This window comes from Streptomyces sp. NPDC048291 (assembly GCF_043201715.1).
Classification (GTDB): domain Bacteria; phylum Actinomycetota; class Actinomycetes; order Streptomycetales; family Streptomycetaceae; genus Streptomyces.
The window spans coordinates 168,905-181,775 of record NZ_JBICZC010000017.1 but is presented as its reverse complement, the minus strand read 5'-3'; the positions used below and the strand labels follow the sequence as shown (position 1 = coordinate 181,775).

6 protein-coding genes are annotated in these 12,871 nt (G+C 72.7%); 1 reads left to right on the top strand and 5 read right to left on the bottom strand.

Going from position 1 to position 12,871, the window contains the following annotated elements; all coding sequences use genetic code 11:
- Window positions 1-271: 271 nt before the first annotated feature.
- Window positions 272-1,306 (top strand): chitinase, encoded by a 1,035-nt coding sequence (locus ACGF5O_RS40170; RefSeq protein ID WP_393814880.1) that lies wholly within the window; start codon window positions 272-274, stop codon window positions 1,304-1,306.
- Window positions 1,307-1,388: 82 nt separating this feature from the next.
- Here ACGF5O_RS40170 and ACGF5O_RS40165 read toward each other — a convergent pair whose 3' ends face one another.
- From ACGF5O_RS40165 to ACGF5O_RS40145, 5 genes are all read right to left on the bottom strand, one after another.
- A complete protein-coding gene (locus ACGF5O_RS40165) occupies window positions 1,389-1,835 on the bottom strand; it encodes a hypothetical protein (RefSeq protein ID WP_393814879.1) in 447 nt (148 codons plus the stop codon).
- A gap of 7 nt (window positions 1,836-1,842) precedes the next feature.
- Window positions 1,843-3,042, bottom strand: coding sequence for a cyclic dehypoxanthinyl futalosine synthase (gene mqnC, locus ACGF5O_RS40160; RefSeq protein WP_362648165.1), 1,200 nt, complete (start codon window positions 3,040-3,042; stop codon window positions 1,843-1,845).
- A gap of 44 nt (window positions 3,043-3,086) precedes the next feature.
- Complete coding sequence (locus ACGF5O_RS40155; protein WP_393814878.1) at window positions 3,087-8,825, bottom strand: WD40 repeat domain-containing protein; 5,739 nt, start codon at window positions 8,823-8,825, stop codon at window positions 3,087-3,089.
- 165 nt (window positions 8,826-8,990) lie between these two features.
- Window positions 8,991-9,890 (bottom strand): prepilin peptidase, encoded by a 900-nt coding sequence (locus ACGF5O_RS40150; RefSeq protein ID WP_393814877.1) that lies wholly within the window; start codon window positions 9,888-9,890, stop codon window positions 8,991-8,993.
- Entirely contained in the window at window positions 9,887-12,868 is a 2,982-nt protein-coding gene (locus ACGF5O_RS40145; protein ID WP_393814876.1) for a BTAD domain-containing putative transcriptional regulator, read from the bottom strand. The genes ACGF5O_RS40150 and ACGF5O_RS40145 overlap by 4 nt, the downstream gene beginning before the upstream one ends.
- Between the last annotated feature and the right edge of the window lie 3 nt (window positions 12,869-12,871).

The following is a 12,871-nucleotide window of genomic DNA, read 5'->3' as shown; positions in this document are numbered from 1 at the left end:
TTCGGAGTTCTTGTGAAGCGCCCATGAGAAACGCCTTATCCTGTCTTTTCACTGAGAGATTCTGTGAACACCTGCGGCGGCGGACCAGGGTGGGAAACCACCGGAAAACCCCTTTCGAGCTGCACCTTTCACCCTCTTTGCACCCTTCGTTCCATGAAGTTTCTATGTATCGACCGAACCGTTGAACACCGTGACCGTGTGAGACGTTTTCCTTTTGAATCAGGCTTTGTTTCGAGCCTGAGACACAAATCACGAGAGCGGGTGCATCTTAATGCGGAGTTTCCTCAGGCCGGCTGCTGGGCTTACCTGCCTGTTTGCCATGGCAGTCACGGGGTGCTCCTCGGGCTCCGACGGCACGTCGGACGCGGCGCCCGCACCGTCGAAGCCGTCGGCGTCCGCGAGCGCGACCGACGGCTCGGAGGGGTCCGGCACGTCGTTCGCGCCCTACGTCAGCGCGACGGAGGCCGCCGACACGGACGCCGCCGGATCGCCCTCGACGTACAACCTGGCCTTCGTGATCGCCAGCGGCAGCACGTGCACGCCGGCCTGGAACGGGACGGAGGCCATCGGCACTTCGACCGTGAAGTCGCGGATCTCCAAGCTGAAGAAGGACGGTGCGACGGTCCGGGTGTCCTTCGGCGGGGCCTCCGGCAAGGAGCTGGCGACGACGTGCTCCAGCGCGACGAAACTCGCCGCCGCGTACGGCGCCGCGCTGGACGCCGCGGGCTCCACGCAGGCCGACTTCGACATCGAGGGCGACACGCTGACCGACTCCGACTCGGTCGCGCTGCGGTCGGAGGCGATAGCGCTGCTCCAGAAGGAACGGCCGGACCTGGAGGTCTCGTTCACCCTCCCCGTGATGCCGTCGGGGCTCGACTCGGACGGCCTCGCGCTGCTGGAGTCCGCGAACAAGTACGACGTGCAGGTCTCGACGGTCGACATCATGACCATGAACTACGGCGAGTCGTACGACGGGGACATGGGCGACTACGCGGTCACCTCGGCGAAGGCCACGCAGAAGCAGCTGAAGACGGTGTTCGGGCTGTCGGACGCGGGGGCGTGGGGCGGGATGGCGCTGACCTCGATGATCGGGGTGAACGATGTCGACGGGGAGACGTTCACGCTGTCCGACGCGAAGGATGTGCGGGCGTTCGCGGAGGAGCAGGGGGTCGCGTGGGTGTCGATGTGGTCGACGTTCCGGGATGTGCAGTGTGAGAGCGGGACTGCTTCGCAGGATGACGCCGCGACCGATTGCAGTGGGGTGAGTCAGAGTTCGGGTGCGTTCGGGGAGGCGTTTGCCGGTTGAGTGTCGGCTGCGGGTGGGTGGGGGCTGGTCGCGCGGTTCCCCGCGCCCCTGAAGGGGCGCGTTCCTGAGGGGCGTTGAGACATCACCTTCGCCTGTGAACCAGGCGGCCCGCGCACACCGTGGCGATGCACTCCCCCGTTTCGTCGAATACCGCCAGGTCGGCCCTGGTGGTTTCGGTGAGGCGGGGGCGAGGGGCGTGGGGCAGTACCAGGACGTCGTTGCGGGCCGCGGCGGCTCGGAGTTCCGGGGAGTCGGTGTGCCGGTCGAGGACGGCGGTCGCGCCGGACTTCAGCACCGCGTGTACGCGTTCCCGCGGGGTCGGGGCGGCCGGGAGGGCGTGTTCGTGGACGCGCGCCGGGCCGAGTACCCCGGGCCAGTTCCGCACCCGGGCGCCCGGGAAGCGCTCCAGCAGGTCCGCCCGGGTCCCCACCGCGGTGATCCGGTCGCCCTCGACCACGACGGCGCCGTCCGCGACGGCGGCACCGTCCCAGTCGCGGCGAACCTCGTCCGCCGCGTGAATCGTCAGCACGACCGGGTCAGTTGGCGCTGAGCAGCTTCAGCTCGGGGTGGGCCGTCCCGCCCTCGATCGCGGTCGAGGAGATGTGGGACATCACCCGCTCGTCGACCGGGTCGTTCGCCGGGTCGTCGTGGACCACGAGGTGCTCGTACGTCGTGGCGCGCTGCGCCGGGACGCGGCCCGCCTTGCGGATCAGGTCGATGATCTCCAGGCGGTTGGAGCGGTGCTTGGCACCGGCGGAGGAGACGACGTTCTCCTCCAGCATGATCGAGCCGAGGTCGTCCGCGCCGTAGTGGAGCGAGAGCTGGCCGACCTCCTTGCCGGTGGTCAGCCAGGAGCCCTGGATGTGGGCGATGTTGTCCATGAAGAGGCGGGCGATGGCGATCATCCGCAGGTACTCGAAGAGCGTGGCCTGCGTGCGGCCCTTCAGGTGGTTGTTCTCGGGCTGGTAGGTGTACGGGATGAAGGCCCGGAAGCCGCCCGTGCGGTCCTGGACGTCCCGGATCATGCGCAGGTGCTCGATGCGCTCGGCGTTGGTCTCGCCGGTGCCCATGAGCATGGTCGAGGTGGACTCGACGCCCAGCTTGTGGGCGGTCTCCATGATCTCCAGCCAGCGCTCGCCGGACTCCTTGAGGGGCGCGATGGCCTTGCGGGGGCGTGCGGGGAGCAGCTCCGCGCCGGCGCCCGCGAAGGAGTCCAGGCCGGCCTCGTGGATGCGGGTGATGGCCTCCTCGACGGAGACGCCGGAGATCCGGGCCATGTGCTCGACCTCGGACGCGCCGAGGGAGTGGATGACCAGCTGCGGGAACGCGTCCTTGATCGCCTTGAAGTGCTTCTCGTAGTACTCGACGCCGTAGTCCGGGTGGTGGCCGCCCTGGAACATGATCTGGGTGCCGCCCAGCTCGACCGTCTCCGCGCAGCGGCGCAGGATGTCGTCGAGGTCGCGGGTCCAGCCCTTGGCGGTGTCCTTGGGGGCCGCGTAGAAGGCGCAGAACTTGCACGCCGTGACGCACACGTTCGTGTAGTTGATGTTCCGCTCAATGATGTACGTCGCGATGTGCTCGGTGCCCGCGTACCGGCGGCGGCGCACGGCGTCGGCGGCGGCGCCCAGCGCGTGCAGCGGGGCGTCGCGGTAGAGGTCGAGCGCCTCCTCGGGCGTGATGCGTCCGCCCGCCGCGGCACGGTCGAGGACAGACTGGAGGTCGGCCTTCTCGGTCACCAGGGCTTTCCCTTCGGCAGGGTTCGTGGACGGACTCCGCCAGCCTACGCCAGCCGCTCCGGCAGGTCGGCCTCGGTCCTGCCGAGCACGATCTGGTCGAAGAGGGCGCCGCCGCCGTCCGTGCGCACGCCGAGCTGGGTGATCTTCTTCAGCCTGCCGGTGCTCGCCGCCCACAGGTCCAGGCGGACGGTCCGCCAGCCGTCGGCCGGGAACTCGTCGGCCGGGACCGTGATCTGGGTCAGCACGGTGTCGGGGGACCCCCACTTCGAGATACCGGCGTTGACACCGAAGTACTGGTCGTCGCCGTCCGCCTCCAGGCTGCCGCCGGGCCCCAGCCGCAGGCCGATCCCGGTGGTCCCGGCGCCGAGCGCCTTCCAGGCGAACTGGAGGTACCGGTACTGGCCCGGGGCGCTCGGGTGCTCGGTGATCTCGAAGTCCCAGTCGTGCATCGTGTCCAGGAAGAAGGAGCCGTGCCGGATGGGGTACTGGGCGCCGGGCAGCGCCACGGGCACCCGCAGGCACCTGTTGCCGGTGTACGCGCCGCCCTCCTGGATGCCGACGACGTGCGGGCCGTCGAGCAGCAGGTCCTCCATGTCGTCCACGCGGTCGTCGAAGAGGACGGCGAGGCCGTTGTCCTCCACCACGTCCCGGTGGGAGGGGCCGAGGACCCTGCCGTGGAAGACCAGTTCGCCGAGCCGGAGGTTGCCGGCCGGCCAGGTGGAGCCGCCGGTGGTGACGAACCGGAAGCGTCCGGAGTGCAGCGGCGGCTCGATGGCGTGGCTGTGCAGGGCCTGGTCGGAGAGGAGCATCGGACCGTCCCGCCAGGCGCCGGCCCGGGCGTCCCACCACTGGAGCAGGACGTCCCGCAGCCAGGACTCGGGGTGCGCGGGGTCCTCGGCGATCGTGACGCCGGTCAGCTCCAGCTGGTAGCGGAAGGTGTCCACCGTGAAGCGGAAGCGGTGGTCCGAGCCGGTGGCTCCCATGCCGTTCAGGAGCGTCCGGTTCAGCCACGGTGCGGCGGGCGGATCGGCGCTGCCGTCGGTGAGGAGGCCGAAGAGCTCGTTCGGGTCCTGGGTCATGCCACGGTCCGGATCGACCGTCCTCATGCCGAGATAGGCGTGCGTCCGCACCAGGAGGTTGGGGGTCAGCGGGCAGGCCTCGGACCGCGCGTTGCCCCACTCCGCCCGCACCACCGGCACCGGGTCGGGGGCCCGCAGCTTCGGCCGGATGTCCGTCTCCGCGGGGACCAGCCGGGTCCGCCAGCGCTCCTCCAGATCGGCGTCGTAGCGGATCACCGTGCCCATCCAGGTGGCCACCAGCAGGTCGCCGTCGGGCAGCCAGGCCGGCACCGGGAGGGCGCGCAGGTCGGTCGCGGTGAGCAGGGTCCCGTCGCGTTCGAGTACGGACAGGGTGCCCAGCTCGCTGCCCACGGCGATCCGGTCGGAGTCGGGCGAGACGCGCGGCCGGCGCAGGAAGTCGTCCCCGGTGTACGTCCACAGCAGCCCGCCCCCCGTGTCGAAGGCGCGGAGCTGGTTGCCGGTGGTGACGGCGAGGAAGGCGCCGTCGGCCGAGAGGGAGACCTCGCTCGCCGCGGTGGGCAGGGTGTTGGCCAGGGTGCCGTCACGGATCACGAAGACCCGGCCGCCGTCGGCCTCGGACGCGATCACGGCCGTACGCCGGTCACCGCTGACGGCCGCGGCCCCGAAGGCCCCGCCGAGGCTCCCGCTCTCGGTGGTGGCGAAGGTCCACAGGGTGCGGCCGTCCGCCGCGGAGAGGCCGGTGACGGTGTCGTCGGCGAAGGTGATCAGGGTGTCGTCGTCGAGGGCGAGGAGGCGCAGCGGGGTGCGGCGGTTCTCCTCCCACCAGGGGTGCGTCCACTTCTGGAGCCCCTCCTCGTCCCACACCGCGAGGCCCAGGTCGCCGCAGGAGGCGGTCCACGAACCGCCGGGCGCCACCGCGAAGTTGTTCAGCCCGTAGTCGTAGCCCCACTCGCTCTTCGACCAGTCGGTGGCCTTCTTCGGCAGGCCGAACAGGGCGTACCGGCGCTGTGCCCGTCCGGCGGGGTCGAGCTGGTAGAGGTGGTAGCCCTCGGCGGAGCCGACGTCGAAGCCCTGGACGGCGAAGCCGTCGGGGCGGGCGGTGGGGGCGTAGGCGAAGTGGTGGCCGACCCGCTGCCGCCAGCGGGTGCGGCCGGTGGCGAGGTCGAGGCCGTACAGGTTGTGGTCCCAGCCGAAGACGTTGAGGGCGGCGGTGCGGCCGTCCGCGGCGACCGCGATGTCCCGGACGTGCGGGCCGAACCCGTCCGCGGAGGCGGTCGGCAGCGGTTCGTGCAGCAGCGGGACGATCGCGTAGAGCCTGGCCGGTACGGTCCGCAGGTCCGCGGTGAAGACGCCGTCGAGCAGCGAGACCGGTGTGCCGGTGAGCACGTCGACGACCTGGTGCAGCAGGGGCAGCCGCACCTTCAACCTGGCCTGCACGGGCAGCCGTTGGGCGCAGAGCAGCCCCACCCGCCAGGCGGTCTCCGGCTCCCAGTCGGGCATGGTGTTGTTGACGGCCCAGATGTACGTGATGTCCCCGGCCGTCCGTTCGCTGAGCAGCACCTCGGGGTTGTCGCACTCGGCGACCGGCGGGACGGCGGCCAGCGCCCCGGCGACGGCGGCGCCCTGCGCGAGGAAGGCTCGGCGCAGGCGGTAGTAGGAGGTGTCGTCGCCCTGCCAGGCCGGTTCCCGCACGAGGTCGACCTGGTCGAACCCGAAGCCGAGCGGGCGGAAGGCGGTCGGGTACCTGGGGTGGCAGGTGTCGTCGGCGTACACGTTGGCCCGTACCGCCCGCAGCGCCTCGTCGAGTTGCGGATCGAGGTCGACCTTCTGGCCCACGAGGAGTACGGCCTGGTAGCCGCGGAGTACGTCGGCGGTGACGTCCTCGGTGAAGACGAAGGACGCGGGGCGGTGGGCGTAGAGGCAGGCGTTGTAGGCGTCGTAGAGGCGGGCGAAGTAGAGGCTGGCGAGCCAGCCGCCTTCGTTGGTCTCCAGTCGCAGCATCCGGGTGGAGACGACGATCGCGATCCGGTCGGCGGAGCGGGCGCCCGCGACGGTGGGGGCGAGGCGGGCGATCAGGTCGAACGCGGCGCGCTGGACCGAGGTCTTGCCGGCTCCTCCGGAGCGCGGCTCGCCGCGCCGCCAGCCGCTGCCGCCGGTGCGTTCGGCGTAGGCGGCGACCGGTTCGACCTGGCGGACGCCCTCGTCGGGGACCAGGCCGGTGCCGTTCGGGCCGCGCAGCACCTGCTGGAACAGCGTCGGCAGGATCATTCCGCCGGTGCCGTCGTCGTTGGTCAGCTCCGGGTGGCCCCAGACCGGTTTGCCCGGCCGCCGGTAGAAGTCGACCATGTGGGCGGTGGCCAGCATCACCTGGATCTGCTCGCCCTGGTAGTGCAGGTCGACCTCGTCGGCCTGGGCGAACAGCACCGGGGGCACGGTCTGGGGCTGCCGGTAGGGCGGGGTGAGGGCGGTGGTCAGGGCGGGGGTCAGGTCAGGGGCCGCGTCGTCGAGTGCCTTGCGGAACGCCTCCGCCGCGGTCGGCTTCAGCGTGATCGAGCGGTCGGTCACGGTGTCGAGCACGGGCGCCCAGGTGGGATCGCCGTCGGCGATGGCCCGCAGGCGGGCGTCGTACTCCGTCCGCTCCGCGTCGCTCTCCGCGGCGGCCACGCCCACCGGGCCGTTCCACCAGTTGGCGCCCCAGGTCCAGCCGCGGAAGGCGGCGTAGGCGGCGAGCCGGTCGGTGGTCGTCGTGAGGTCGTTCACCAGTTTCGGCATGTCACGGGACTCGTAGTTCTTCGGCCAGTTCAGCGGCAGGATGGCGTCGTTGAAGAGGAGTACCGCCTGTTCCTCGATGCCGTACGCGCCGTAGCCCGCGATGGTCCGGCGGCCCGCGTCCTCGAAGACGGCCTTCTGCCAGTGGACGGCGGCCGGTGACCTCCTCAGCCTGCCGACGATCTCCCCGTCGGCCTCGTAGTCGGCGGAGAAGGTGCGGCCCCAGTTCACGCCGAGCCGGTCGACGGCGAGGTTGAGACCGAGCGCCCGCATCCTGGCCAGGTGGGCCCCGACCAGGTCCGGCACGTCCGCGAAGAGCGGCAGCCGGGCGGTGGCCGGGTCCTTGACGGCCTCGCGGGGGTCGACGGGGAAGCAGGCGTGGTTGGGGGCGTAGATGTCGGAGTACAGGGTGAGGTGGAAGTCCGGCCTGGTGGCCAGTCCCGGCCCGATCTCCAGGTACTGCGGGGCGACGGTGAAACCGGCCGGCGCGTCCGCGTCGACGACGTACCGTCCGGGCTCCAGGGCCGCGGTGGTCTCGGGGCCGATGTCCAGCCGGCCGGCGCCCGTGGCGTCCAGGTGAACGGCGTCCCACTCCCGGACCTCGGACCCCGCCCGGGTCAGCACGACCCGTACGGCAGTCGGCAGCGGCACCCCCGAGGCGGCCCGGGCGGCGATCACGACGGTGACGGCCTCGCCGCGGCCGTAGTGGAGGCGGTTGAGGCCGACCGGCGGCTTGTCGACGCCGTCGCGGTCCTTGTCGACACGGCAGCTCATCAGGGCCAGCGAGCCCTGCCGGCCGCCCTCCGGGTAGATCTCGACGACGCCGTCGAGGACGTACTCGCTGACGCGTCCGCCGACGTCCGGCGACACCCGCACCTGGTACAGCCCGCGGGCGTCGGCGGGCGGGGTCACCGTGCCGCCGGACAGCGGGAGTTCGGTGAACTCCGGCAGGCCGAGCGGGCGCAGCCAGACCCGGAAGCGCGGCCGGCCGGTCCAGCTTCCCGGGGTGTGGGTGACGGTCAGCGGCACGGGCCGGCCGGCGGTCCACACGTCGGCCTCGTACTGCACGCTCAACCGCTCGACGTCGGCGAGCACCGGGCCGAGCGCGGTCCCGTGCACGGCGTCGTACACCTCGACCAGGCAGAGCGGGTCGTCCCGTTTGACGTGGTACTTCTGGTCGCGGAGCCGCAGGTGCTGCACCTGGTGGCCGTCGTCCGGCAGCGCGATGGTGCCCGGTGCGTACGCCTTCTGCCCGAGGCTCCCGCGCTGGTAGACCCGCAGCTCCTGCCTGCCCCGGCCCTGGACGATCACATGGAGTTCGCCGTCCTCGTTCGCGTCGAAGCCGCCGAAGAGCCCGCCCGAGACCCTGACCTCGTCGGACCAGAGGAACTGCCCGCGGAGATCGGTGGCGCAGAGGACGCCGGACGCGCCGTTCCCCTCCTTCGACCACGCGGTGTAGATGCGGTCGGCGCCCTCCGCCACGCGCAGGCCGACCGCCGTCTTGTTCGAGACGGCTTCTCTCGGCAGTCCGGTGAGGGGGATCTCCTGGCTCACGGTGGCGTCGGGGTTCAGCCTGAGCACGCGTCGCCGGTGCTGGTCGAGGGCGTAGAAGGCACCGGACGCGGCGGCTTCGAGGCCGGAGGGCGAGGTGTAGCCGAGGGTGTCGTCGGCGGCGAAGTCGTCGCAGTGGCCGAGTCGGGTGAAGTCGGCGTCGTAGAAGACGATCCGGTGCTGGAAGTGGTGCTCCGCGACGGCGATCACCCCGGCCGCGTTGGCCGTGACGGCCAGTGCGGCGGCGCCGACCCGGACGAAGCGGCGGGAACCGTCCGGGCCCAGCCGCAGCAGCCGCCCGTCGGGGGTGCCGCCGGTGACCAGGTAGCGGTTGTCGTCCAGGCCGTACCCCAGTTTCAGGTTCGGTACGTCGAAGACGGGGTGGTACCGGGATACGACCTGCTCGATCTTCCTTGCGCTCACTGCGGCTCTCCCCCGCTCGCGCCGATCACGGCCGACCCGCGGTTCATGATGGGCGCGGGCCTGCCCCAGCATCGCCAGACGCACAGGAAACGCACAATCACCGCACCGGGCGAGTGGTCGAACCCCCTTACGGGCGCCTGGAGTTCTACGCGGGCGCTCGGGGTGCTACGCCGTGTACGCCCCCACCAGCAGTCCGGCGAACGCCCCCGCGATCAGGAACGGCCCGAACGCGATGGCCGTCTTGCGCCCCGCCCGCCGTACGACGACGAGCGCGCCGCCGTACAGGGCGCCGAACAGGAACCCGGCGAAGGTGCCGAGCAGCACGGTGGGCCAGCCGTACCAGCCGAGGACGGCGCCCGTGCCGAGGGCCAGCTTGACGTCGCCGAAGCCCATGCCGCCCGGGTTGACGAGGAAGAGGACGAAGTAGGCGGCGCCGAGGGCCAGGGCCGCGTAGAGGGAGCCGAGCCAGTCGCCGGCGTGCTCGGGGAGCAGGGCGGCCACGCCGAGGAGGGCGAGGGCGGCGGTGGCGAGGGGGAGCGTGAGGGGGTCGGGGAGGCGCTGGACGCGGAAGTCGACGACCGCGAGGAGTACGGCGACGGGGGCCAGGAGGAGCCAGACGATCAGCTCCGGGCGGGTGCCGGTGGCCAGGGCGAGGGCTGCGCAGGCGAGGGCGGTGGCGAGGGCGAAGGAGGCGGGTGCGGGTGCGGGTGCATGGGTGGTTGCGGCCTTGGTGTTCCCACCAGCACCACCCGTGACCGTCTCGTCGTCGGGTGCGGGTGGCCCCTGTGGGGCGTTCTCGCCGTCGGCGGCCGCGGGTTCGTCGGCGGGGGGCCGTCCGTCGTGGACCGCGGGTTGGTCGCCGGCAGGCCCGGTGGTGGTCGTGCAGGTGGTGCAGGGGGTGGGGCCCAGCCAGCCTCTGATGGGGTGGCCGGTGGGGCAGCGGGTGTGCCACTTCTCTCCCGGCGGTGCCGAGAAGCGGTACGCGGCGCGGGGCAGCAGGGTGCCGGTGGTCGCGCCCCAGAGGGCGGCGGCGGCCGGGAGGGCGAGGTCCAGGGCGGTCGTCATCCGGTCGCGGCGGCGCCGTCGCGCCAGGTCGGGAGGAGTTCGTCGAGGAGGGCCTCGGTGCGCGGGGGCAGGCCGCGCGCACCGCTGCGGGCGATCAGGTCGGCGGCGAGGGCGCGCAGCCGGTCCGGGTCGCCGGTGGCGTGCGTGGCGCGCAGCAGCTCGTTCCAGAGGCGCTCGTCCGCCGGGGCGGTCCTGAGCGCCGCGCCGAGCGCCTCGATCGCCTTCTCCGCACGGTCCTTCTCCAGGTGGAACGCGGACAGCGCGAGACCGATGTCGGCGACGAGCAGCGGCAGCTGGGCGTCGATGATCTCGTGGGTGAGCCAGCGGTAGCGGCCCTCCGCGCGGTCGGCGAGCAGCGGGCCGCGCACCAGGACGAGCGCGTCGGTGAGCAGCCGGCCGCGGACCGCACGGCTCTCGACGCCCTTGCCCTGGGTGGCCTCGTAGTAGAGGGAGCGCAGCACGTCCAGGTCGGAGACGACGGACTTGGCGAGCGTGAGGCGGCCGGCCGCGCCCGCGCGGAGCCGGGGGCTGCCGTCGGGGTCGGTGCCGAGCCAGCCGCGCAGCCGCTCCAGGAGGGCGTCGCGGACGTCGTCCGGCACGCCCCGCGGCCACAGCGCGGACGACAGCACGCGCGGGTGCACGCCCTCGCGGTGCAGGAGGAGCAGCGCGAGCGCCTCGTGCAGGAGGGGGCTGCGCTCGCCGTCGGGGGTGTCCAGGCCGATGATCTCGTACGGCCCGACGAGCCGCGCGTACACCGCGGGACGGCCCTGCTCGCTGATGTCGACGAGGAACGGCGGGGCGTTGGTGGGTCCGTCGGGGTCGCGCTCGGGGTCGGCCTCCACGAAGAGTTCGACGACCGCGCGCTGCTGGACCGCGGGCAGCAGCTGGGCCTGGAGTTCGAGGCCGAGCAGCGGGGCGAGGAGCCTGCCGTCCGGGGTGATCTCCATCGCCCAGGCGGCGCCGGGCAGGTCGTCCCGCTCGCTGCCGACCAGGTAGCCGATGCCCAGCCTCGCGGCGTCGGCGGCGAGTTCGGCGAGGCGCACGGCGTCCTCGGCGGACGGCTGGGTGGCGAGCAGGACGAGGTTCGGCGCCCAGCGGGTGTGCTGGGCGGGCCCGGTCCGGCCGGTGAGGACCGAGTGGTGGTCGGCGGCGCCGAGCGCGCCCCGCCGCTGCCGGGTCTCCGCCTCCATCGTCTCGAACAGCGCGTCCACGTCGTCGAGATGGCGCAGCCGGTTGGGGGCGAGCGGGGTGAGGTCCGCGCCGAAGCCGACGAGGGTGATGGTCATCCGGTCCGACCAGCCGTTGGTGGCGAGTTCGGCGGCGACGGAGGCGAACACGGCGGCCCGGTCGGCCTCCCGGCCGCTCAGCGAGACGATGCCGGGCACGGCCTCCAGGTTGAGCAGCAGCCGCGAGTCGTCCATGGTGCCGAGGCTGACCAGACCCGGGTACGGGGCCGCCGCGTCGGTGTCCTCGTAGCGCTCGGCGTCCGCGCGGGACAGCGTCCAGAACGTCTGGTCCTGGCCGAGCTGCCAGGGCGCCGGGGGCTTGCCGGCCGGCTGGGCGAGCTGAAGGTGCAGGTCGCCGTGGCTGAGCCAGGCCGCGTAGACGACGGGCAGGGAACGGGACTCGGCGGTGAGGGCGGCGGCGAGCCCGCGGAGCGACCGGTCGAGCAGCCGTACGCCCTCCGGGTCGGCGCCGACCAGCAGCGCGTCCTGCACGTCCTGGGCGTCGCCGTCCGGGATCGGCGGCTCCATGCCGCGACGGCCGCCGACGGCGCCGAGCGCCGACTGCCACAGGGCCTGCCGGCGCCGGCGGCCGAGGGCGGCGAGCAGGCCGGCGGCGAGCAGCGGGGCGCCGAGGAGGGCCTCGGAGAGACCGAAGGAGTGGCCGAAGGAGCTGTTCCCGGACTCCTGCGCGTGTGTCGCAGGGGTGGCGGCGTCACCGGCGGGGCGCTGGCTGGGCACGGTGATCTGGGCGGTGGCCCCGTCCCCGCCCGCCTGCTGGCCGCCGCCCTGCTCCTGGTGCTGCTGCTGGTGCTGGGCGTGGTCGCCGGTCTGCGCGTAGTCGCCGATCTGCTGCCGGACCTCGGGCGAGACGTGCGCGTCGGGGTTCGCGACGAGTTCGCCGCCGTGCGCGTCGCCGGGCATCTCCATGATCCAGCCGGGGCGGATGAGGCTGGCCTCGGAGAGCCGGGAGCCGTCGGGCTGGACGCGGTCCTTGTTGAGCTCGTAGATCTCCTTGTACCGGCGGCCGTCGCCGAGGTGGCGCTGCGCTATCTCCCACAGGGAGTCGTGGTGGCGGCCCTCGGGCGGCTGGATCCGGTAGTACTTCGTGGCCCCGTGCGTGGCGGTGGAGCCGCCCTGTTCGGCCTGGGCCGCGGCATGGCCGGCCTGCTCGGCGAGGGCGGCGGCGGTGCTCTTCGCCTGCTCCTGCTGCTGGGCGAGGATGCCGGGGGTCGCCTGGGCGGTGGCCACCGTGCCCTTCTGGTTGCCCTCCAGGCTGTGGCCGAGCTGGGAGAGGCCGGGGGTGAAGCTGGCGGCGGTGGCGCCGACCAGCAGCAGCGCGGCCACCAGTTGACGGGCGAGCAGCTGGCTGGGTCCGGCGCCGGGGACCCGGCCGGGCAGGCCGACCCCGGAGAGGGCGGCCTTGACCTCCACCAGCACGCAGGCCGTGAACTGGGCCCAGGCCAGCCACACGATGACGGTCAGGGTGTTCAGGAACACGTCGACGCCGATCGGCTGCGACAGCCAGTCCATGCTGGGCGCGGTGCGCGGCAGGGGCCAGCCGACCGTCAGGGCGAGGGCGCCGGGGATGCCCACGACGAGGACGAGCAGCAGCACGAAGGCGAGGAACGCCTTGACGACGTCCCCGAAGGTACGCCGACGCAACCGCACCGGCTGCGGGGTCCGGTTCCGCGGACCCGACGGACCGCTGCCCGCCGGCCTTCCCGTCGAGCTTGATGTGCTGCGTCGCGCCATGGC